Source organism: Streptomyces sp. ERV7 (genome assembly GCF_001653515.1).
Lineage (GTDB): Bacteria > Actinomycetota > Actinomycetes > Streptomycetales > Streptomycetaceae > Streptomyces.
Genome location: NZ_LYOY01000029.1, coordinates 1270206 through 1292440, shown reverse-complemented (window position 1 = coordinate 1292440; position 22235 = coordinate 1270206). Strand labels below are relative to the sequence as shown.

The 22235-nt window shown below is 72.4% G+C and carries 19 protein-coding genes and 1 other RNA gene; 10 read left to right on the top strand and 10 right to left on the bottom strand.

What is annotated here, in order from left to right; genetic code table 11:
- Positions 1-35: 35 nt before the first annotated feature.
- The 3 genes from A8W25_RS12215 to A8W25_RS12205 all read right to left on the bottom strand — a co-directional run bounded on the left by A8W25_RS12215 (position 36) and on the right by A8W25_RS12205 (position 4187).
- On the bottom strand, positions 36-2276 hold the full coding sequence (locus tag A8W25_RS12215) for a bifunctional glycosyltransferase/CDP-glycerol:glycerophosphate glycerophosphotransferase (protein ID WP_067159702.1): 2241 nt from the start codon (positions 2274-2276) through the stop codon (positions 36-38).
- A 116-nt stretch (positions 2277-2392) separates the two neighbouring features.
- Positions 2393-3271 carry a carbohydrate ABC transporter permease gene (locus A8W25_RS12210; protein WP_067159699.1) on the bottom strand — a complete coding sequence of 293 codons (879 nt, stop codon included), beginning with the start codon at positions 3269-3271 and terminating at the stop codon, positions 2393-2395.
- A 97-nt stretch (positions 3272-3368) separates the two neighbouring features.
- Complete coding sequence (locus A8W25_RS12205) at positions 3369-4187, bottom strand: FHA domain-containing protein (RefSeq protein ID WP_067159696.1); 819 nt, start codon at positions 4185-4187, stop codon at positions 3369-3371.
- A 408-nt stretch (positions 4188-4595) separates the two neighbouring features.
- Here A8W25_RS12205 and A8W25_RS12200 point away from each other — a divergent pair, with 408 nt between their 5' ends.
- Together A8W25_RS12200 and A8W25_RS12195 are read left to right on the top strand one after the other, a co-directional pair.
- The gene (locus A8W25_RS12200; RefSeq protein ID WP_067159693.1) at positions 4596-6317 is read left to right on the top strand and encodes a serine/threonine-protein kinase; all 1722 of its coding nucleotides are present in this window, start codon (positions 4596-4598) and stop codon (positions 6315-6317) included.
- Positions 6318-6442: 125 nt separating this feature from the next.
- The gene (locus tag A8W25_RS12195; protein ID WP_234386408.1) at positions 6443-7570 is read left to right on the top strand and encodes a serine/threonine-protein kinase; all 1128 of its coding nucleotides are present in this window, start codon (positions 6443-6445) and stop codon (positions 7568-7570) included.
- Positions 7571-7590: 20 nt separating this feature from the next.
- Here A8W25_RS12195 and A8W25_RS12190 read toward each other — a convergent pair whose 3' ends face one another.
- The 3 genes from A8W25_RS12190 to A8W25_RS12180 form a co-directional block, all read right to left on the bottom strand.
- Positions 7591-8520: an NADP-dependent oxidoreductase gene (locus tag A8W25_RS12190; protein WP_067159690.1), complete on the bottom strand. Its 930-nt coding sequence runs from the start codon at positions 8518-8520 to the stop codon at positions 7591-7593.
- 114 nt (positions 8521-8634) lie between these two features.
- On the bottom strand, positions 8635-9663 hold the full coding sequence (locus A8W25_RS12185) for an endonuclease/exonuclease/phosphatase family protein (protein WP_067159687.1): 1029 nt from the start codon (positions 9661-9663) through the stop codon (positions 8635-8637).
- Between the two features lie 143 nt (positions 9664-9806).
- Positions 9807-10562 (bottom strand): alpha/beta fold hydrolase, encoded by a 756-nt coding sequence (locus A8W25_RS12180; protein ID WP_067159684.1) that lies wholly within the window; start codon positions 10560-10562, stop codon positions 9807-9809.
- 120 nt (positions 10563-10682) lie between these two features.
- On the opposite strand from A8W25_RS12180, the gene A8W25_RS12175 reads away from it, so the two are divergent.
- Together A8W25_RS12175 and prfB are read left to right on the top strand one after the other, a co-directional pair.
- Entirely contained in the window at positions 10683-11876 is a 1194-nt protein-coding gene (locus A8W25_RS12175; protein WP_079125979.1) for a PLP-dependent aminotransferase family protein, read from the top strand.
- 68 nt (positions 11877-11944) lie between these two features.
- A complete protein-coding gene (gene prfB, locus A8W25_RS12170) occupies positions 11945-13051 on the top strand; it encodes a peptide chain release factor 2 (RefSeq protein ID WP_067159681.1) in 1107 nt (368 codons plus the stop codon).
- A gap of 406 nt (positions 13052-13457) precedes the next feature.
- Here prfB and A8W25_RS34345 read toward each other — a convergent pair whose 3' ends face one another.
- Together A8W25_RS34345 and A8W25_RS12160 are read right to left on the bottom strand one after the other, a co-directional pair.
- Positions 13458-14411, bottom strand: coding sequence for a hypothetical protein (locus A8W25_RS34345; RefSeq protein ID WP_199831727.1), 954 nt, complete (start codon positions 14409-14411; stop codon positions 13458-13460).
- A gap of 171 nt (positions 14412-14582) precedes the next feature.
- The gene (locus A8W25_RS12160) at positions 14583-14774 is read right to left on the bottom strand and encodes a hypothetical protein (RefSeq protein ID WP_067159675.1); all 192 of its coding nucleotides are present in this window, start codon (positions 14772-14774) and stop codon (positions 14583-14585) included.
- Between the two features lie 269 nt (positions 14775-15043).
- Here A8W25_RS12160 and ftsE point away from each other — a divergent pair, with 269 nt between their 5' ends.
- The 5 genes from ftsE to ssrA all read left to right on the top strand — a co-directional run bounded on the left by ftsE (position 15044) and on the right by ssrA (position 18945).
- On the top strand, positions 15044-15733 hold the full coding sequence (ftsE, locus tag A8W25_RS12155) for a cell division ATP-binding protein FtsE (RefSeq protein ID WP_067159672.1): 690 nt from the start codon (positions 15044-15046) through the stop codon (positions 15731-15733).
- A gap of 57 nt (positions 15734-15790) precedes the next feature.
- Positions 15791-16708 (top strand): permease-like cell division protein FtsX, encoded by a 918-nt coding sequence (gene ftsX / locus A8W25_RS12150; RefSeq protein ID WP_067159669.1) that lies wholly within the window; start codon positions 15791-15793, stop codon positions 16706-16708.
- Positions 16709-16797: 89 nt separating this feature from the next.
- Positions 16798-17970: a S41 family peptidase gene (locus A8W25_RS12145; protein ID WP_067159666.1), complete on the top strand. Its 1173-nt coding sequence runs from the start codon at positions 16798-16800 to the stop codon at positions 17968-17970.
- A gap of 18 nt (positions 17971-17988) precedes the next feature.
- Positions 17989-18492, top strand: coding sequence for an SsrA-binding protein SmpB (gene smpB / locus A8W25_RS12140; protein WP_067159663.1), 504 nt, complete (start codon positions 17989-17991; stop codon positions 18490-18492).
- A gap of 83 nt (positions 18493-18575) precedes the next feature.
- Positions 18576-18945: a transfer-messenger RNA gene (gene ssrA / locus A8W25_RS12135) on the top strand.
- Between the two features lie 75 nt (positions 18946-19020).
- On the opposite strand, the gene A8W25_RS12130 is transcribed toward ssrA, so the two are convergent.
- A complete protein-coding gene (locus tag A8W25_RS12130) occupies positions 19021-20358 on the bottom strand; it encodes an MFS transporter (protein ID WP_234386407.1) in 1338 nt (445 codons plus the stop codon).
- A gap of 99 nt (positions 20359-20457) precedes the next feature.
- Here A8W25_RS12130 and A8W25_RS12125 point away from each other — a divergent pair, with 99 nt between their 5' ends.
- The gene (locus A8W25_RS12125; protein WP_067159661.1) at positions 20458-21417 is read left to right on the top strand and encodes a LysR family transcriptional regulator; all 960 of its coding nucleotides are present in this window, start codon (positions 20458-20460) and stop codon (positions 21415-21417) included.
- 625 nt (positions 21418-22042) lie between these two features.
- Here A8W25_RS12125 and A8W25_RS33935 read toward each other — a convergent pair.
- Positions 22043-22198 carry a hypothetical protein gene (locus A8W25_RS33935; RefSeq protein WP_158942487.1) on the bottom strand — a complete coding sequence of 52 codons (156 nt, stop codon included), beginning with the start codon at positions 22196-22198 and terminating at the stop codon, positions 22043-22045.
- Between the last annotated feature and the right edge of the window lie 37 nt (positions 22199-22235).

The following is a 22235-nucleotide window of genomic DNA, read 5'->3' as shown; positions in this document are numbered from 1 at the left end:
GTGCCCGGACGCAGCGGCGGCGGGAGGGGGTCTGCTCAGACCAGCCCGGCCAGTTCCCGCTGGACCGCGTCGGCCGGCAGGGCCGCCGACGGGGCCGGGCGGCGGTCCTCGACCGGTACGAACGGCGGCAGTCCGGCGCTCTGGCCGAGGAAGACCCGCCGCACCACCCGCTCCGCCGCGTGCCCGTCGTCGTACGGGCAGAACCTGGCCCGGAACGCGGCCCTCAGCTGGGCCGAGCGGGAGCCGCGCCAGTGGCCGGTGGCGAAGATGTCGATCAGCTCGTCCTCGGTGCGGGCGACCGCGCCCGGCGGGAAGGCGCGCAGGTCGAAGTAGGTGCCGCGGGCCGCCTCGTAGGCCTCCCAGTCGTCGGCGTGGATGACGATCGGGCGGTCCAGATTGGCGTAGTCGAACATCAGCGACGAGTAGTCGGTGACCAGGGCGTCGGCGGCCAGGCACAGCTGCTCCACCGACGGGTGCCCGCTGACGTCGATGATCCGGGGGTGGATGCCCTCCTCCGCCAGCGGCGCCCCGTACGTGAAGTGGGCGCGGGTGAGCAGCACGACCTCCGGGCCGAGCGTACGGGCCACGCGCTCCAGGTCCAGCGGGCGGTGCTGGCCGCGCCGGTAGTCGCGGTGGGTCGGCGCGTACAGCACGGCGGTGGCGTCGGCGGGGATGCCCAGGCCGTCGCGGAGCCGGGCCACGTCCGCCGCGCTCGCCTCGTGGAACACGTCGTTGCGCGGATAGCCGTAGGCGAGCGTGGTGTAGCCCGAGGGGTAGGTGCGCTCCCAGGTGAGGGTGGAGTGGAGGTTGGCGGAGAGGCTGTAGTCCCACGTGTCGCTGCCGGCGACGAGACCCGCGAAGTCGGTGTCGCGGGCCGCCGCCGGGCGGTCCATCAGGTCCAGGCCCACGGTCTTGAGCGGGGTGCCGTGGTGGGTCTGGAGCAGCACCTGCCCCTCCCGCTTGACCAGGCGGGCGTCGAACTCCACATTGCTGACCAGGTACTTGGCACGGGCCAGCGCCGTCCAGTACGCGAAGGTGTCCGGCGCCACCTTGCGGGTGGCGGGCGGCACGGTGTGCAGCTGCGCGGGCGCCGCCACCCACGCGGTCCGCACCCGGGGCACCAGCTCGCGCACCTTCGCCTCGATCGCGGCCGGGTTGCAGGCGTACCCCCGGTTCCCGTACGCGCTGAAGACCGCCTCGTCCCGCATCGGCAGCAGCCGCTGGATCCGGTAGTGCGACTGAAGCACTCCGGAGCGCAGTGCGCGGCCGAGCGCGCGCAGCGGACGGCCCGCGCGGGCGCGCAGGGCGCTGAGCGCCCCCAGGCCCAGATAGGTGCGGTGGGCGCCGAGCCGGACCAGACCGTGCCGCACCCGGACGCGGAGGGTGCGCGGGCCGCCGCCGGGCGAGCGGTGGCGGCGGTACTGGGCGCGGGCGAGGCGGAAGAACTCGGCGCGGCTGCCGCGCGGCAGCCGCACCCGGGTGGTGAACACCGTGAGGAAGTGGTCGGCCATCTTCCGGAAGATCAGCGGCCGCAGCGGGGCCAGCTCGGGGCGCGCGTCGATGAACGCGAACACTCGGTCGTACTGGTCGAAGAGGTCGAAGTGGTGGCGGCTGGTGGTGGACAGGATGCTGCCCTGGCGGCGCTGGCGGTAGTGGACGCAGACCCGGTCGAGCGTGGTCAGCGCGTCGGCGGCCATCAGCGCCGGATACGTCCAGGGCGCGTCCTCGTAGAAGCCGGGCGTGAAGCTGAAGCCCTGCTCCTCGATGAACTCGCGGCGGTAGGCCTTGTTCCACACCACGCTCAGCAGCTTGAGCAGGCCCGGCCGGTCCGCGAGCCGGAAGGTGGCGGGCCCGGCCTCGGCGAGCTGGGCGGCCGACTTGTTGCGGACCTCCTCGCCCGACCAGTACGTACGGGCGTAGTCGTAGACCAGGACGTCCGGGTCGCCGGTCTCCTTGATCCGGTCCGCGACGGCCTGGAGGGCGCCCGGGGTGAGGGTGTCGTCGCCGTCGAGGAAGACCACGTAGTCGCCGGTGGCATGGGCGAGCCCGGCGTTGCGGGCGGGGCCGAGGCCCGTGTTGGTGTCCAGGTGCACGGCGATGACACGGCGGTCGCGGGCGGCGTGCTCGTCGATGATCGCGCCGCACGCGTCCGGTGAGCAGTCGTCCACCGCGATCAGTTCCAGATCGTCGTACGACTGAGTGAGCACCGAGCCCAGACAGTCGTGGAGATAGGCCTGGACCTTGTACACGGGGACGATCACGCTGAACCGGGGCATGGCCCGTAGAACGGCCAATGACGCGAGCGGGTTACGCCGGTGGCGGCAGACGGGGTAAACCCGCGGCGCCCGCTTGACGCGGGGTACTTGACCTGGGGCGCCGGGGTGCGAACGGGTTACTTGACGGCGCCCGCCATCACCCCCGACACGAACTGGCGCTGGAAGGCGAAGAAGACGGCCAGCGGGATGACCATCGAGACGAAGGCGCCGGGCGCCAGGACGTCGATGTTGTTGCCGAACTGCCGTACCTGCTGCTGGAGGGCGACCGTGATCGGCGGGTGCTTGGAGTCCGCGAAGATCAGCGCGACCAGCATGTCGTTCCAGACCCAGAGGAACTGGAAGATGCCGAGCGAGGCGATCGCCGGGCCGCCCAGCGGCAGCACGACCCGGGTGAACAGGCGGATCTCGCCCGCCCCGTCGAGCCGCGCGGCCTCCAGGAGCTCCCGGGGGATCTCCGCGAAGAAGTTCCGCAGCAGGAAGATGGCGAAGGGCAGACCGAAGGCGACGTGGAAGGTGATGACACCGACCGTCGTCTCGAAGATCCCGACCTTTCCGAAGAGCTTGGCGACCGGGACGAGGGCGACCTGGACGGGCACCACGAGCAGGCTCACCACGACCATGAACCACCAGTCGCGGCCGGGGAAGTCCATCCAGGCGAAGGCGTATCCGGCGAACGAGCCGATGACGACGACCAGGACGGTCGCGGGCACGGTGATCACGACGGTGGACAGCAGCGAGTCGGTGATCGTGCTGTTGTCCAGCAGGTTGGAGTAGTTGTGGAAGGTGAGCTGGGACGGCTCGCTGAAGATCTTCCACCAGCCGGTGGAGGCGATGTCGGAGGGGCTGCGCAGCGAGGAGAGCAGCAGTCCCACGGTGGGCATCAGCCAGAAGAGGCCGACGAGGATCAGAAAGACGCGCAGCGCGCCGCCGCCGGCCCGGGCGGCGATCCGGGCGGGCAGGGACTGCTTGGCCTTGACGACTCCCACGACTGTCATCGCCGGGCCTCCCGCCGCATCCGCCGGATGTTGCTGTGCTGTCCCGGGGGGCGACCCCCGGACCCCCGGCAGGGGGCGGTCGTGGTGCGGCTCGTCCTCATCGCCGGCTGTGCGTCGTCGGCCCATGGCCGGCCGGGCCCGGCTCGCTCGACGCGCGCGGGGACGGCACCCGCGCGGTCTCCGCGCCATGCGCGGCCGGGGCCGCCGGTGTGCCCTCTGCGTGCCCCACCGGACCCGACGGCGGCTGCGGGGGCGAGCCCGCCGGGGTCACCCGGACGTGTCCCTCCCCGTCCGGCGCCGTGGGCAGCGGCTGGGGGGACGGGGTCCCGGTGCTCAGCCGCAGCGCGGACTCCCCGAGCCGCAGCAGCGCGCCCACCGGCAGCCGCACCGGGTGCGGGCCGACCGGGCTGCCGTCCACGCGCGTGCCGTTCGTCGAGCCGAGGTCGGCCACCGAGACCCGGCCGCCCTCGCCGACCGTGACCGCGCAGTGCAGCCGGGACACATCCGGGTCGTCCAGCGGAACGTCCGCGTCCGCCGAGCGGCCGACGCGGATCTGGCCGCCGTGCAGCAGATGGACCCCGCCCGCGTCCGGCCCCGCGACGACGCACAGCCGGGCGGGGGCCGCCTCCTCGTGTTCCTCGTACGCGTACGAGGACGAGTCGGCCGGGGAGGAGAGGGACAGCACCGCCCCGTCCACCAGCGGTGGCTCGCCGAGCACCCGGCGCTGGGGGTCGAGGCGCTCGCGGCCCGCGTAGAGCACGACCGTGCTCGACACCTCGGAGCCGGACGCGGCCGTGGCGAGGCCCGAGGCGACGGCCGCGAGGGCGGTCCCGGCGGGCGCGGTCACGAGCACGTCGCAGGCGCGCGCCGCAGCGTGGCCGCTGCGCGGCGCGAGGACGGTCAGCCGGATCTGCATCGCCTCGGCGGTCCCTTCTGCGCGGGGGTGCCGGGCACGGAGGGAAAGGCCCTTGTGATTCCCCCCACCAGGCACACATGTCGTGCTGAGGGCATCCTCGCACCTGCCACTGACAACACGCCCGCCACCCACCTCCAAGTGATCTTGAATGATCGGCTCTCGACGCAAATGTGGCCGCAAAGTGGCCGGTTGCGCACCTCGACGGAATCGCTCACCCCGCTTCGGTACGGCCGTTCGGCAACCTTCCGTACGACGTGGGCGTCTTCCCTTCGAACAGCCGGAGCGTGCGGGCCCGAGTCGCCGAAGCCGTTGCCGCAGCCCCGGTGACAGTCGGCGGCACTACAGTGGGCGGCTCGGGGGACACCCGAGGAGACCCGGATCCAGCCAGACCAGCAGGGAGCGCATGACGTGCGGCCGGTAGGCAGCAAGTACTTGCTCGAGGAGCCGCTCGGACGCGGTGCCACGGGTACCGTCTGGCGCGCCCGCCAGCGTGAGGCCGCGGGCGCCGAGGCGGCCGTGGCCGGCCAGCCCGGCGAGACCGTCGCGATCAAGGTCCTCAAGGAGGAGCTGGCCAACGACGCCGACGTCGTGATGCGCTTCCTGCGCGAGCGGTCGGTGCTGCTGCGCCTGACGCACCCCAACATCGTGCGCACCCGCGACCTCGTCGTCGAGGGCGATCTGCTCGCCCTGGTCATGGACCTGGTCGACGGCCCGGACCTGCACCGCTATCTGCGCGACAACGGCCCGTTCACCCCGGTCGCCGCGTCCCTGCTGACCGCGCAGATCGCGGACGCGCTCGCCGCCAGCCATGCCGACGGCGTCGTCCACCGCGATCTGAAGCCCGCCAACGTCCTGCTCGACGAGCGCGGCGGCGCGATGCACCCGATGCTCACCGACTTCGGCATCGCGCGCCTCGCCGACTCCCCGGGCCTGACCCGTACGCACGAGTTCGTGGGCACGCCCGCGTATGTGGCGCCGGAGTCCGCCGAGGGCCGCCCGCAGACCTCCGCCGTGGACGTCTACGGCGCCGGCATCCTGATGTACGAGCTGGTCACCGGGCGTCCGCCGTTCGCCGGCGGGACCGCTCTTGAGGTGCTGCACCGGCATCTGAGCGAGGAGCCGCGCCGCCCCACCACCGTCCCCGCCCCGCTGTGGACGGTCATCGAGCGCTGTCTGAGCAAGAACCCGGACGAGCGGCCGAGCGCCGAGAACCTCGCGCGCGCCCTGCGCGTGGTGGCCGACGGCATCGGGGTGCACTCCACCCCGGCCCAGGTCGAGGCGGCCGACGGCGTGGGCGCGCTGCTCGCGCCCGACCCGGCGCCCGCGCCCGTCCCCGAGACGCCCGGCGCGGCCGAGCCGACCCAAGTGCTGCCGAGCAACGCGGGCTCGTACGGCGGGCACGATCCGAACGCGGCGACCTCGTACCTGCCGAACACGCCGGGAGCCGCGGACCCGACCGCCGTCCTGCCCAGCCGGGGCGCGGCCGACCCGACGGCCGTGCTGCCGCCGGTGCCGCAGGGCCAGGGCCAGTTCGACCCGCAGGGCGCCAGGCCCGAGGATCCGCACCCCTGGCAGTCCCAGCTCCAGGCGGCCCGCGACCGCAACGAGCAGACGCAGGTGCAGTATCTGGACCCCGCCGAGGACCCGCTGCGCCGCCGCCCGCACCGCCAGTCGCAGCAGCCTCAGCAGCAGCGGCCGCCGCAGCACCCCCAGCAGCCGTACGGTCAGCAGCAGTACGGCCAGCAGCAGCCCCAGCCTCAGCAGTACCGGCAGCCGCAGCAGCCCCAGCCGTACGCACAGCCCCCGCAGCACCAGCAGTACGCGCCGCCGCCCCAGCACCAGCAGCGCCAGCAGTACGCGCCGCCGCAGGCGCCCCAGCAGCCGCAGGGTCCGGCGCCGCGCGAACCCCGCGAGCCGCGCCGCCGCAGCGCCAACCCGATGCGGATTCCGGGGCTCGGCTGCCTCAAGGGCTGTCTGTTCACCCTGGTCCTGCTGTTCGTGGCGGGCTGGCTGATCTGGGAGCTGACCCCGCTCCAGGACTGGGTGGCCGAGGGCAAGAGCTACTGGCAGGCGATCGGTGACGCGGCCGACAAGGTGTCGGGCTGGCTCGGCAAACTCGGCGGCAATTGAGGCGTACACGACGCCGACTTCATGGATTTGTCGACTTCCCAGGGGTGATTTCCCCCTCGGAAGTGAAGGTTGCCCTTCTGGCCGCGTAGCCTCGGCGTGCACAGCCAGCCGCTGAGGGAGCAGTCTTGGCACGGAATATCGGCAGCCGGTACACCGCCCACCAGATCCTGGGGCGGGGCAGCGCCGGCACGGTGTGGCTAGGCGAGGGGCCGGACGGGCCCGTCGCCATCAAGCTGCTGCGCGAGGACCTCGCCGCCGACCAGGAGCTGGTCGGCCGCTTCGTCCAGGAGCGCACCGCGCTGCTCGGCCTCGACCACCCCAACGTCGTGGGCGTGCGCGACCTCGTCGTCGACGGCAACGACCTCGCCCTGGTCATGGACCTGGTGCGGGGCACCGACGTACGCACCCGGCTCGACCGCGAGCGCCGGCTCGCCCCCGAGGCGGCGGTGGCGATCGTCGCGGACGTGGCCGACGGCCTGGCCGCCGCGCACGCGGCCGGAGTCGTCCACCGCGACGTCAAGCCCGAGAACATCCTCCTGGACATGCAGGGCCCGCTCGGCCCCGGCGGCGCGCACCCCGCGCTGCTCACCGACTTCGGTGTGGCCAAGCTGATCGACACCCCGCGCCGCACCAAGGCGACGCGGATCATCGGCACGCCGGACTACCTCGCCCCGGAGATCGTCGAGGGCCTGCCGCCGAGGGCGGCGGTCGACATCTACGCCCTGGCGACGGTCCTCTACGAGCTGCTGGCGGGCTTCACCCCCTTCGGCGGCGGCCACCCCGGCGCGGTCCTGCGCCGCCACGTCACCGAGACCGTGGTGCCGCTGCCCGGGATCCCCGACGAGCTCTGGCAGCTGATGGTCCAGTGCCTCGCCAAGGCCCCGGCCTCCCGGCTGCGCGCCTCGGAGCTCTCCGCCCGGCTGCGCGAGCTGCTGCCGCTGGTGGCGGGGATGCCGCCGCTGGACGTGGACGAGCCGGACGCCGAGGAGCCCGAGGAGCCGGTCTACGAGGAGCCCGCGGCCCCCTCCGGCCGGCCCCGCCGGGGCGCGGTGCCCCTGGTCCCCGGCGCCCCTCTGGACTCCAACCGCGACACCCACACCAGCATGCGCGTCCCAACTGCGCGAGCAACCCTCCACGGGCCGCAGGTGGACGAGGGTTTTCAGGGGCGCGGGGAACTGCGCGGTCAGCCGGTCACCGGGTCGCAGGTGAAGCGCGCCCTTCGGGGTGAATCTTTATCCACAGGGTGTGGATAAAGATTCACCCGGCACGACCGCTACGGCACGAACAGCGTCTTGCCCCGCGCCCCACCCACCCGATTCCGCTCCAACGCCTCCGGTGCCTTCTCCAACGGATATTCCGCCTCCACGGGCACGTGCACCTCGCCCGCCACCGCCGCCGCCGCCAGCGCGTCGAGCAGCGCGCCCGACGCCGTGAGGCGGATGTTCACGCCCTTGCCGGACGGGGCCGCGCCCCGGGTGCTCAGCGCGGCGCCCCCCGGCCGCATCAGCCGCGCGTACGCGTCAAAGGCCTCCGCGTCCGCCGACACCAGGTCGACCACCGCGTCCACCCCGCCCGGCACCGCCCGCCCGCAGACCTCCCGCACCGACTGCTCGGTGGAGTCGATCGCCAGCACCGCGCCCAGCGCCCGCATCCGCTCCCGCTCGTCACCCCGCACCACCGCCACGACCCGGATGTCCCGCGCCGCCGCCAACTGGGTCAGCGCGCTGCCGATCCCGCCCGCCGCGCCCACGAGCAGCATGGTGTCGCCCGGTTCTAGCGCCACGCCCGCCCGCAGGATCTGGAGCGCGGTCATCCCGGCCGTGGGCAGGGCCGCGGCGGCCCGCAGCGTGAGCCCGTCCGGTACCCCGGCGATCGCCGCGTCGTGCGGCATCGTCACGTACTCCGTGTACGTTCCGGTCCCCACCGGCGGCCGCCCCGCCTGCCCGTACACCGCGTCGCCCACCACGAACCGGTTCTCGCCCGGCCCGACCACGTCCACACGGCCGGCGAAGTCGACGCCGAGGACCAGGGGGAAGACGTGCGGGACCCGGCCGTCGAGGAGGCCGTCCGCGACCTGCCAGTCGAAGGGGTTGAGGGCCGCGTACTCGATCTTCACCAACACCTCGCCGGGGCCCGGCTGCGGCTTGGGGACATGGATCACTTCCGGCGTGGCCCTGAAGGCCGGGACCGCGACAGCGCGCATACGCGTACGCCTCCTGCTCGGCCCCCCTGCAACCCGCCTTCCGGACGGTCCGATCCTCACCCAGGAGCGCGCCGCCCGCACCCCGGGACCCGCCCCCCGGGAAGTGGGGTCCCGCTACCCCTCGAACAGTTCGAGATCGACGACCAGCGCCCGGTGGTCGGTGCCGCGCAGGGTCAGGAAGTGCGCCGACCTGACCGTGAAGTCGTCACCGCTGACCAGTACATGGTCGATCTGGGTGCGGAAGGGCGTGGCGCGGTCGGCGGGCCACGAGTACGTACGCGACCTTCCCGCGAGCCGGGCGCTGTCGTGCAGGGCGCCCGCCTTGAGGACCGCGCGGAAGGCCGCGTGGTCCTGGGTGGCGTTGAAGTCCCCGGCGACGATCACGGCCCCGCCCTTCGCCGACGCGGCGAAGTCCCGCACCCGGCCCAGCTCCCGCCGCCAGCCGGCCTCCCGGCCCGGCAGCGGGGGCTCGGGGTGCGCGAGCTGGAGGCGTACGTCCCGGCCCGCGATCCGCGCCACCGCACCCGGCATGGCCATCGCGGAGGGGATCGCGGGGGCGTGGGTGAGCGGGTACTTGCTGAGGATCGAGGACCCGGCCGAGCCGTCCTCGCGTACGACCTCGCGGTACGGGTAGTCCGCCTTCGCCACCCGCTGCTCCAGCGCGTCCGCGCAGACGAACGCGCACTCCTGGACGAACACGACGTCCGGCTTCTCGCGCCGCACGGCCGCGATCAAGTCGTCCGTCGCCCAGCCGAATTCGGTGTTGGAGGTGAGAACGCGCAGCTGGCCGAGGGGGCGGCCGTGCGGGCGGGTGATCTCGGCGCCGTACGGCTGGGTGTACCAGCCGGTGACCGCCAGGACGACGAGCGCCCAGGCCATCCCGGTCCGCCACCGCCCGAACGCCGTCAGCACGAGCCCGGCGCCGCCCGGCACGAGGAGCCACGGCAGGAAGGCGAGCAGCTGCGGCACGGGGGTGATCCCGTCGGAGTCCGCCACCCGGCATCCGACGACCGCGCTGACCCCGGCGAGGACCAGACCGCCCAGGACCGCACTCGCCCGGCGCCACGGGTGCCCGCGCTCGCCGGGCGGGCCCGCCGCCGCGTCCGTCGCGGGCCAGGGCGGTGCGGTGCCAAGGGCGTCCAAGGGACCCTCCCGGTCGATCGACGGATGCGACGGGTTCGACGGCGCGGCCGTACAGGTCTACGCCCGCACAGGTCTTCATCCGTACAGGTCTTCGCCCGTACAGATCTGAAGTATCCGTCGTCGGCGGCCGGTGTGCGGTGAGGTCAGCCCGTCAGATGGGCGCGCAGGGCCGCGTTGAACTCCTCCGGCCGCTCCAGGTTGGGCAGATGGGCCGCCGCCTCCACGACCACCAGGGTCGATCCGGGGATCGCGGTGTGCATCGCCTCGGCGTCCGCGACCGGGGTGTACGTGTCGTCGCGGCCCACCACGACCAGCGTCGGGACGGTGACGGTGGTGAGCAGCTCGCGGTAGTCGGGCCGCTCGGCGCGCCCGCGCAGCGCGGCGGCGGCGCCCTCGGGGTCGGTCGCGGTCATCATCCGGAGGACGTGCGCCTTCACGTCCGGGTCCGCGTACGGCGCCACCATCTTCTCCAGGACCTCGTCCGCGTACGGCTTCATGCCCTCGCGCACCAGCCGGTCGGCCATCTCGCGGCGGGCGGTGCGCCCGTCCGCCGTCTCGGCGGCGGGGAAGGTGTCCGCGAGGACGAGAGCGCTGATCCGCTCGGGGAAGAGGCGGTAGCACTCCATGACGATCTGGCCGCCCATGGAGAGCCCGCCGAGGGTGAAGCGCTCGATGCCGAGCCGGTCGGCGAGCGCCAGGACGTCCTGCGCGAAGTCGGAGAGGAGGGTGGTGCCGGGGGTGACGGGCGCGCTGCCGTAGCCGCGCAGATCGGGGGCGACGACCCGGTGGGTCCGCGCGAACTCCTCGATCTGGGGGTCCCACATCGTGCGGTCGAAGGGGTGGCCGTGGACCAGGAGCAGGGCGTCGCCCGTGCCCCGGTCGGTGTAGGTGGTGGGCATGTCAGGAGGCTAGGCGGGCCCAACTGCTCGGTGCAATAAGATCTTTGCTCTCGGTGCAATGTGAGCGGTGTGCGCGGTGTGCGCGGTGTGCGCGGTGTGCGCGGTCTTCAGGGGGCGGGGATGGACTACCTACGGCTGGCCGACGGGGTCGCCAAGGCGATAGCCGACGGGAGGCTGCGGCCGGGCGACCGGCTGCCGCCGCAGCGGACGTTCGCGCGCCGCCACCGGGTGGCGGTCTCCACGGCGATCCGGGCGTACGGGGAGCTGGTGCGCCGGGGCCTGGTGGTGGGGGAGGTCGGGCGCGGCACGTTCGTCCGGGCGGCGCCGCCGCACCCGGGGTCGGTGCTCGCGGAGGACAGCGGGCGCACGCCGGTGAACCTGGAGCTCAACTACCCGGTCGCGGACGGCCAGTCGGAGCTGATGGCCCGCGCTCTCACGGGTCTGGCCCGCCCGGACGTCCTCCTGGAGGCGACCCGCCCGGCGGCGGCGGACGGCACGCCCGGGGCCCGGGCGGCGGCGGCCCGGGTGCTGGCCCGCCCCGGCTGGCGCCCGGACCCGGACCGGCTGCTCTTCGCGGGCAACGGCCGCCAGGCCATCGCGGCCGCCCTGTCGGCGCTGGCCCGGCCGGGGGGCCGGGTGGGGGTGGAGGAGCTGACGTATCCGCTGGTCAAGGCGGTGGCGGAGCGGCTGGGGATCACCTTGGTGGGGATCGGGACGGACGGGTCGGGGATGCTGCCGTCGGCGCTGGAGGCGGCCCACCGGCGTACGCCGCTGAGCGCGGTGTACGTCCAGCCGACGCTGCACAATCCGCTGTCGCTGACGATGCCGGGGGCTCGGCGCGAGGAACTGGCGTCGATGGTGCGGGAGTTGGGCCTGGCGGCGGTGGAGGACACGACGTGGGCCTTCCTGGCCGCCGCCGACACGCCCGCGCCGCTGGCGGCGTACGCGCCGGAGCGGACCCTGTTGGTGGACAGCCTGTCGAAGCGGCTGGCACCGGGCCTGACGGTGGGCTTCCTGAGCGTCCCCCCTCGGTACGGGGAAGGGGTCGCGCGGGCACTGCGGTCCGGGGCGTGGACGGCGGGCCGGTTCAACCTGGAGGCGGCGGCGCGGTGGGTGGAGGACGGCCCGGCGGGCACCCCGCGCCCCGGCTCGGCCCGCCATCGCGCGGACCAGCTGCGCAGACGCCGGCTGATCCTGGGCGCCTCGGCGGTGGCGCTGACGGCGGCGGTGGCCGTCGGCGGCTGGCTCGCCACCTCCGGCGACGACGACAAGCCCCCGCAGGACTCCAAGCACTCGGCGCCGGGGCCCCCGTAGACACGGGCCGCGCGGCCGTGGCACGGCGCGGGGGAAACGTCCTTGCGCACAGCCGTTACGCTGGACCCGTGGCAGTCGTCGATGTATCCGAAGAGCTGAAGTCCCTCTCCTCGACCATGGGGTCGATCGAGGCCGTCCTGGACCTCGACAAGCTGAGGGCAGACATTGCCGTGCTTGAGGAGCAGGCCGCCGCGCCGTCCCTGTGGGACGACCCGGAGGCCGCCCAGAAGATCACGAGCAAGCTTTCGCACCTCCAGGCCGAGGTCCGCAAGACCGAGGCGCTGCGCGGCCGGATCGACGACCTCAGCGTGCTCTTCGAGCTCGCCGAGGAGATGGACGACGCGGACACCCTCGCGGAGGCGGAGGCCGAGCTGGTCTCCGTGCGCAAGGCGCTGGACGAGATGGAGGTCCGCACCCTCCTGTCCGGCGAGTACGACGAGCGCGAGGCGCTGGTCAACATCCGCGCCGAGGCCGGCGGCGTCGACGCCTCCGACTTCGCGGAGCGCCTGCAGCGCATGTACCTGCGCTGGGCCGAGCGCCACGGCTACTCGACCGAGGTCTACGAGACGTCGTACGCGGAAGAGGCCGGCATCAAGTCGACCACCTTCGTCGTCAAGGCGCCGTACGCGTACGGAACGCTCTCCGTCGAGCAGGGCACGCACCGCCTGGTGCGCATCTCGCCCTTCGACAACCAGGGCCGCCGCCAGACGTCGTTCGCGGGCGTCGAGATCCTCCCGGTCGTCGAGTCGTCCGACCACGTCGAGATCGACGAGTCCGAGCTGCGTGTGGACGTGTACCGCGCCTCGGGCCCCGGCGGCCAGGGCGTCAACACGACCGACTCCGCGGTCCGGATCACGCACCTCCCGACCGGCATCGTCGTCTCCTGCCAGAACGAGCGCTCCCAGATCCAGAACAAGGCGAGCGCCATGAACGTCCTCCAGGCCAAGCTCCTGGAGCGCCAGCGCCAGGAGGAGCGCGCCAGGATGGACGCCCTGAAGGGCGACGGCGGCAGCTCCTGGGGCAACCAGATGCGTTCGTACGTCCTGCACCCGTACCAGATGGTCAAGGACCTGCGCACCGAGTTCGAGGTCGGCAACCCGCAGTCCGTGCTGGACGGCGAGATCGACGGATTCCTGGAAGCGGGAATTCGCTGGCGCAAGCAGCAGGAGAAGTAACCGACCGCCTTTTCGGGGCTTTGTCGACAAGGGAACTGCCGTTCAATGAGCGGTAGTTCCCTTTTTACGTCACAGTCGCAATCCCGTACGACGGGCAAGTCACACTAATACGGGCATTCCGTACGCAACGGCCTTGACTCCATTCTCGGGAGTGCGGAAGGGTGACGCGCGGCATGCGTATTTCCGGGGCGCGTGTGACGGGGGCGACGGAATCGGATCCCCCAGTCCCGCGGCCCCCGGGCGGTGCTCCATGACGATTGAGCTACTGGGGGTAGCAGGCAGATGACGAAAATGACGCGGGTCCGCGTTGCACGGATAGCCGCGGGTGCGGTGATCGCGGCAGGCGCGTCCCTGACCGCTGCGGGTGCGGCCCAGGCCGCCGGTGTCGACGTCAACATCGGCGGCATCAGCGCCAAGGCCGAGGTCGACAAGAGCGGTGTGGACGTCGGTCTGGGCGTCCAGGGCGAGTCGGACGGCGGCACCGGCACGGTCGGTGGCATCGGCGGCGCCGAACCGGCACGGTCGGTGGCATCGGCGGCGCCGACACGGGCGGTTCCTCCTCCACGGGCGGTTCCTCCACGGGCGGTTCCTCCTCCACGGGCGGTTCCTCCACGGGCGGTTCCTCCTCCACCGGTGGTTCGTCCTCCACGGGCGGCTCCAGCACCACCGGCGACACCTCGTCGACCGGTGGTTCGTCCACCGGCGGCAGCAGCAGCACGGGTGGCAGCTCGTCCACGGGCGGCAGCTCGTCGACCGGTGGCATCGGCGGCGCCGACACGGGCGGTTCGTCCTCCACGGGCGGTTCCTCGTCCACCGGTGGCTCGTCCTCCACGGGCGGCTCCAGCACCACGGGCGGTTCCTCCTCGACCGGTGGCAGCTCGTCCACCGGCGGTTCGTCCTCCACCGGCGGCTCGTCCACCACGGGCGGTTCCTCGTCCACCGGCGGCTCGTCCACCACGGGTGGTTCGTCCTCCACGGGCGGCAGCAGCACCACGGGCGGCTCCTCGACGACCGGTGGCAGCTCGTCCACCGGCGGTTCGTCCACCACGGGCGGCTCGTCGACCGGCGGCTCGTCCGCCACCGGCGGCAGCTCCACCGGCGGCTCGTCCTCCACCGGCGGTTCCTCCGCCACCGGCGGCTCCACCAGCACCGGTGGCAGCACCGGCGGCTCCGGTACCTGCACCGTCTCCCTCGACGGGGCCAGCTGCCCGGACAACACCACCCCGGACAGCGGTGGCTCCAAGCCGGTCGAGCAGGGCAAGGCCAAGGACGAGCTCGCCGAGACCGGTGCGGGCGAGACCACCTTCCTGCTGCTCGGCGCCGCGACGATGATCGCCGGCGGCATCGGCTTCCGCTTCATGCCGCGCCTGGTCGGCGGCCGCAACGTCGCCTGAGCGACATCAGCGACATCGGTGACATAGGCATGCCGTCGCGTGAGCGACACGGACAGTAGTCGCCGCGCAGTGCGAAAGTGGGGCCCGGGACGCGATGCGCGTCCCGGGCCCCACTCGCGTAAAGCCGTCAAGCCTCGTTACACGGTCTGGTGGGCCAGCAGCGCCACCGCGGCCACCAGGATCACCAGCAGCGTCACCAGCGCCGCCGGGCTCAGGCCGCCCCAGGGGCCTTCCTGCTGCAGCCGCTCGCGGTTGGCCCGGCAGACGGGGCAACGGCCCTCGCTGACCGGCGCCGCGCAGTTCGCGCACACCAATCGGTCGTAGGTCATGCGCTTTCCTCCTCCCGCGCGGCGGAGCCGCTGTATGCACCTACTGCTCCGCACAACGCTCAGGGAAACGCAACCGTTCCCCCTACCACTGTGCCAGCTCGCGCGCGTTTCGGCGCGCCCCGCCGGATTCTGCCCCCGTGAGGGGGGCCAGGGGCCCCCGTCAACAGGACATAAGGCGCATCCCCGGAACATCTCCGGACGGTGCCTGCACGGCCCAGGCGGGTTCGCGTAGTGTCACGCACACCTATTCCCGGCGACCGTGGTGCACCGTGATCCGATTCGACAACGTCTCCAAGACCTATCCCAAGCAGAGCCATCCCGCTCTGCGGGACGTCTCCCTCGACATCGAGAAGGGTGAGTTCGTCTTCCTCGTCGGTTCGTCCGGCTCCGGGAAGTCGACCTTCCTGCGACTCATCCTGCGCGAGGAGCGCGCCAGCCATGGGCAGGTGCACGTGCTCGGCAAGGACCTGGCCCGGCTCTCCAACTGGAAGGTGCCGCACATGCGGCGCCAGCTCGGGACCGTCTTCCAGGACTTCCGTCTGCTCCCCAACAAGACCGTGGCCGAGAACGTCGCCTTCGCCCAGGAGGTCATCGGCAAGCCGCGCGGGGAGATCAGGAAGGCCGTGCCCCAGGTGCTCGACCTCGTCGGGCTCGGCGGCAAGGAGGACCGGCGCCCCGGTGAGCTCTCCGGCGGTGAGCAGCAGCGCGTCGCCATCGCGCGGGCCTTCGTCAACCGGCCGATGCTGCTGATCGCGGACGAGCCGACCGGCAACCTGGACCCGCAGACCTCGGTCGGCATCATGAAGCTCCTGGACCGGATCAACCGGACCGGGACGACCGTGATCATGGCGACCCACGACCAGAACATCGTCGACCAGATGCGCAAGCGGGTAATCGAGCTCGAAAAGGGCCGTCTCGTACGTGACCAGGCGCGCGGCGTCTACGGCTACCAGCACTGATGCGCTGAGCATCGAGCTCGGAAGCACGACAAGCACGGAAAGGCTTAACCAGTCGCCATGCGCGCGCAGTTCGTACTCTCGGAGATCGGCGTCGGTCTCCGCCGCAACCTGACCATGACGTTCGCCGTCATCGTCTCGGTGGCCCTGTCCCTGGCCCTGTTCGGCGGGTCCCTGCTGATGCGGGACCAGGTCAACAACATGAAGGGCTACTGGTACGACAAGGTCAACGTCTCGATCTTCCTCTGCAACAAGGCCGACGCCGAGTCCGTCGCCAAGTGCTCCAAGGGCGCCGTCACGGCCCAGCAGAAGAAGGACATCGAGGGCGACCTGAAGAAGCTGGACATCGTCCAGACGGTCACCTACGAGTCGGCCGACGAGGCGTTCAAGCACTACAAGGAGCAGTTCGGCGACTCTCCGATGGCCGGTTCGATCACGCCGGACCAGATGCAGGAGTCGTTCCGGGTCAAGCTCAAGGACCCGGAGAAGTTCAAGGTGGTCGCCACCGCCTTCGCCGGGCGCGACGGCGTGCAGTCCGTCCAGGACCAGAAGGGCATCCTGGAGAACCTGTTCAGCCTGCTCGGCGGCATGAACGTGGCCGCGGTCCTGGTCATGGCGGTGATGCTGGTCGTGGCGCTGATGCTGATCGTCAACACGGTCCGGGTCTCCGCGTTCAGCCGACGGCGCGAGACGGGGATCATGCGCCTGGTGGGTGCGTCGAGCTTCTACATCCAGGCGCCGTTCATCATGGAGGCCGCCTTCGCCGGAGTGCTCGGCGGCATCGCCGCCTCCGGGATGCTGATCGTCGGCCGCTACTTCATGATCGACCACGGTCTCGACCTGTCGCACAAGCTCAACCTGATCAACTTCATCGGCTGGGACGCGGTCCTGGCCAAGCTGCCGCTGGTGCTCGCGGCGAGCGTGCTGATGCCCTCTCTCGCCGCGTTCTTCGCGCTGCGCAAGTACCTGAAGGTGTGACGCGGGCTCTTCCCTGTGTGAGATGCGCCCCGGGCGCCGTAGGAGCAACAGCCCCTGCGGCGCCCTCGCGTTGTCCTAGACTCGACGCCATGTCAGGTCCGGACGGCTGTCCCAGGTCCCGCGGAGTGCGCCGCGGGGCGACTCTGACATTGGTCTTCGTCTCGGTCCTGGCGACCGCCGCGGTGACCGGCGCGCTGCCGCAGGCCGAGGAGCGCCGCGCCCCGCTGCACGCGCTGCCCGCCTCCGCCGCCGGGTTCGGCGACCGCGGCGCGGACGTGGCCCGGGCTGCGGCGGACGCGGTGGCGGACGGCAAGTCGGGCACGGAGGCGGCCGCCGAGGCCGTCAGCCGCAGCGGCGACCGCTGGGGCGCGGTGTACGACCAGAGCGCGTACGAGCAGTTCGAGGACGCCCTCGACGGCCGGTACACGGGCGTCGGCCTCTGGGCCCGGCGCACCGCCTCCGGCCGTGTCGAGGTGACCCGCCTCCAGCCCGGCGGCCCGGCCGCCCGCGCCGGGATCAGGGCGGGGGACCGGCTCCGTACGATCGACGGCCGGGCCCTGGACACCCTGCCGGTCACCGAGGTCGTCGCCCTGCTGCGCGGCGACGGGGCCACCCCGGGCAGCCGGGTCGTGCTCGGCCTGGACCGGGCCGGGCGGACCTGGAGCGAGTCGCTGCGGCGGGCCGAGCTCACCACCGAGACCGTCACCGTGAGCAAGCTGTCCGGCGGCGACGTGATGATCAAGGTGGCGGCCTTCACCAAGGGCTCCGGCGAGCGGGTGCGCAAGGCCGTCCGGGCGGCCCCCGGCGGCGCCGGGGTCCTCCTCGACCTGCGGGGCAACACCGGCGGCCTGGTCACCGAGGCCGCCTCGGCCGCCTCCGCCTTCCTCGACGGCGGCCTGGTCGCCACGTACGACGTGCACGGCCGCCAGCGCGCGCTGTACGCGGAGCGGGCCGGCGACACCGCCCGCCCCCTGGTCGTCCTGGTCGACAGCGGCACCATGAGCGCGGCCGAGCTGCTGACCGGCGCCCTCCAGGACCGGGGCCGCGCCGTCACGGTCGGCTCGCGCACCTTCGGCAAGGGCTCGGTCCAGATGCCGACCGATCTCCCCGACGGCTCGGTGGCCGAGCTGACCGTCGGCCACTACCGCACCCCGGCGGGCCACGGCGTCGACGGGAAGGGCATCACTCCGGACGTACCGGTCACCGACCGGTCCCAGGAGCGGGCCGAGGCAGTATTGAGTGGCCTCGGGGGGCGGTCGTAGTGCGAAAATGGCCGCACTATGGCTAAGGCAAAAGACAAAGACAAGGACAAGGGCAGCGGGCGCAAGCTCGTCGCGCAGAACAAGAAGGCGCGGCACGACTACCTCATCATCGACACCTACGAGTGCGGTCTCGTGCTCACGGGTACCGAGGTGAAGTCGCTGCGCCAGGGGCGGGCGTCGCTGGTCGACGGGTTCGTCCAGATCGAGCGGGGCGAGGCCTGGCTGTACAACGTCCATGTGCCGGAGTACGCACAGGGCACCTGGACCAACCACAGCGCGCGGCGCAAGCGGAAGCTGCTGCTGCACCGCGCCGAGATCGACAAGCTGGAGTCCAAGTCGCAGGAGTCGGGTCACACGATCGTGCCCCTCGTCCTGTACTTCAAGGAGGGCCGGGCGAAGGTCGAGATCGCGCTGGCGAAGGGCAAGAAGGAGTACGACAAGCGCCAGACGCTGCGGGAGAAGCAGGACACCCGGGAGACGAACCGCGCGGTCGCGGCGGCCAAGCGGCGGCAGCGGGCGTAAATGTCCTGGCGAGCCGCGGTCCGCGTCGCGTACCATGGCTTCAGCACCGCCCCCCGGGGTGGAGCACATTGTTAACAAAACATGGGGATGATCGGTTTCGACAGCGGATGTCGAAGCAGGGGAAGCGTGTCGAGGAAGCGGCAATGATCTCGTTAACCATATGTCGCAACCAATAATCGCCAACACCAAGCGCGATTCCTTCGCCCTCGCTGCCTAAGTAGCGACTTGCGAAGTGTCAGCCCGGGGGTGATCCCGACCCGGATCCTGGCATCATCAAGGGATCTAAACTTCTGAGCCCGGTCACGGGGCCCAGAAGGAAATCAAACAGTGGCTGAGCCCGTCGGAGACTTGTTCGCGTGATCTCCGGGGCTGAGAAAATCGCAGCGAACTGCACACGGAGAAGCCCTGATTCCGCACCGTTGGACGCGGGTTCGATTCCCGCCATCTCCACAATTCCCATGTGAGGCGAAGGCCCGGCTGCATCGAGCAGCCGGGCCTTTGTCGTACGTACGGTACGGTCGCGCGCCATCAGCGCCGCCGCGCCGGACCAGCCGCGCACGCCACCAGCGCGAGGCCCGCCGCGCAGACCGGGGCGAGGTAGGCCGCCGGGCCGGACGTGTGGTCGGTCAGCCAGCCGCCGGTGGCCGAGCCGGCCGCGATGCCGCCCAGGATCGCGGTGACCGCGAGGGTCATCCCCTCGTTCAGCCGGCCCTCGGGCGTCAGCCGCTGGACCAGGGTCATCCCGGTGACCATGGTCGGCGCGGTCGCGGCGCCCGCGAGCAGCAGGGCGCCGGCCAGGACCGCCAGCGAACCGGTGGTGGCCGCGAGCAGCGGCAGGCACATCAGCGCCGTCATCGCGCCGACGCACACCAGGAGCCGCCGGGAGACCGAACGCGCGGGCCGCACCGAGCCGTAGACCAGCCCCGCCGCACCCGACCCGGCCGCCTGGAGCGCGAGGACCGCGCCGCCCGAGGGACCGTGGCCGAGCCCGGACGCGTACGCCAGGGTCACCACCTCCATCGAGCCGAACACCGCGCCGGTGGCGAGGAAGACGGCGAGCAGCGGGGCGAGGCCGGGGGAGCGCAGCGGGGACCGGGCGGTGGTGCGCGGGGCCACCGGCGGTTCGGTGGCGCGCTGGGCCGAGAAGATCAGCACGCCCGTCATCAGGAGCACCGCGCCGGCCAGCGTGCCCGCCTCCGGGAACAGGGCGGTGCAGAGGAACGCGGCGGCCACCGGGCCGAGCGTGTAGCACAGCTCGTCCACGGCCTGCTCGAAGGAGTTGGCGGTGTGCAGCGCCGCCGGGTCGCCGCGGTGGACGTGCGCCCAGCGCGCCCTGGACATCCCGCCGGTGTTGGGAGTGGTGGCGGTCGCGGCGTACGCGGCGAAGAGCGTCCAGTCCGGGGCGTCGAGGCGTACGCAGAGCAGCAGAGCCAGTGAGCCGAGCACCGCGATCGCGGTGGCGGGCACCGCGACCCGGGCCTGGCCGTGGCGGTCGACGAGGCGGGCGGTCCAGGGCGCGACCAGGGCGGTCGCGGCGAGACCGGTGGCGGTGACGGCTCCGGCGAGGGCGTACGAGCCGCGCGACCCGGCGATCATGATCACGGCGCTCACGCTGAACATGCCCATGGGCAGCCGGGCGATGAGGTTGCCCAGGGTGAAGGCGCGGGCGCCGGGGACGGCGAAGAGACGGCGGTAGGGGACGGTCCTCACGGACTTCTCGCGGGGCTTCCCGTACGCCTCGCGTGCCTCGCGGCGGGGCTCGCGCGAAGCGCGTGCGTCCTGGGTGCCCCCGGAGCGGGCGCCCTCGTACGGAGCGGGCCCGGCGAGCACCAGCGTGGAACCCGAGACGGTCATCAGTTGCGGCATGCACCGAGCCTCCCCGGGCCGGGGCACGGGCGTCCAACACCTGATCAGGGGCGATTGACGCACTTCCGTTGTCAACGCCCGTGCGGTTGACTGCCGTCCGTGACCCAGGACATCGACCCCCGGCTGCTGCGCGCGTTCACCGCCGTCGCCGAGGAACTGCACTTCACCCGGGCCGCCGCCCGGCTCTTCGTCGCCCAGCAGGCGCTCAGCCGGGATGTGCGGCGGCTCGAACGCGAGCTGGGCGCCGAGCTGTTCGTGCGGACCACGCGCGCGGTGGAGCTCACCGCCGACGGCGAGCGGCTGCTGCCGTACGCACGGCGGGTGCTCGCCGCGCACGACGAGCTCCGGGCGGGCTGGGCGGCCGAGGTCCGCCCGCTGCTCGTCGACATCAGCGCCCCCGTCGGCACTGGCCACCGCGTGCTGGTGCGGGCCCGTGAGGCGGCGGCCGGGCAGGAGTTCGTGGCGCGTTATCTGAGCGGGCTCACCGGGGCCGCCGCCGACATCCTGGCCGGGCGGCTCGACGTCTCCTTCGGCCGGGTCGCGGGCCTCGACCCCTCGGTGCTGGCGGGCCTCTCGCACCAGCCGGTGCGGTACGAGCGGATGGCGGTGCTGCTGCCCGAGGGCCACCGGCTCGCCCGGCTGGAGGCGGTGCCGGTGGACGCGCTCGCGGGCGAGACGCTGTACGCGGCGGCGGGTAATCCGGCCACCGCCGAGTGGACGGATCTGGCCGCGCGGCTCGTCGCGGGGCGGGGTGCGGAACTGGCCGCGCCGTTCCCGGAGATCTCCGGGAAGGACGAGTTCGCCCGGGTGGTGCTGGGACGCGGCTGGTCGGTGCTGGCCAGCACCGACTTCATGGAGATACCCGGGATGGTGCTCCGGCCGCTGACCGACCCCGTACCGCTGTCCCCGGTGTCGCTGGTGTGGCGCAAGGGGCTGACCCACCCGGGCCTGGCGGTTCTGCGGGAGGTCGCCCGGCGGATGGCGGAGGCCTCCGGGTGGCTGGATCTGCCCCCCGAAAGCTGGCTTCCGGAGGGAGATCTGCCCCTCATGTCTCACTGATGCCACTCTGGTGTTCCAGTTGAGGAACAACGCTTGGCGCGTGAACGTGGCTCACAGCGGCGTGCGCTACATTCATTCCCCGGGTGCGGTGTGGTAGTGGGGGTGCGTGGAACGGGTGGGGACCCGGTCCGGAACGCAGTGCCCGCTAGAGGAGTGCGCGCAACCCGCGAATCATCCAGTGGGGAAGTGCGTACGCAAGTGGACAATTGGCGAAAAGATGCCCCTCAGGGGCGACCCCGGAGTCCGTTCGAGGAGCCCCGTGGGCCCCTCGACGACTACACGATGGAACTGAACGTCGCCGGGCAGCAGTTGGGCAACCCCCGGGTACAGGACCGGATGCAGGACCGGACGCTGTCCGAGTCCGAGGCATGGACCCAGGTGCAGCCCCAGGTCCAGATCCAGATCCAGCCGCCCGTCGCGGGCGCTGACCCCGACGGCCCCGTCTTCGTGGACGAGAGCGGCCGCCGCGGCAAGAACCTGCGCCGGCTCGGCTGGGTCTTCGGGCTGGCATGCACCTGCTACGCGGTGATGTTGGTCGGCAGTCTGCTCGGCGGCAGCTCCCGCGCGCCCTGGCTCGGCATACCCGGGCCCGCCGCCAAGGAGAAGAAGACGGAGACGGTCCAGGTCACTCCGGCCCCCACACCACCTCCCCGCGCCCCCGCACCTCGCAGAGTGCCAAGCCGATCGGCGGCCACACGGCGAGCCCCGGTCTCCCCACCGCTTCGTCCAGCAGCCCGACGGGGCTGTCGACGAAGCCGACTCCGCCCTCTGGAGCCAGCACGTGAAAGCCCCTCGCCGTACGACCCGTCGTACGACTT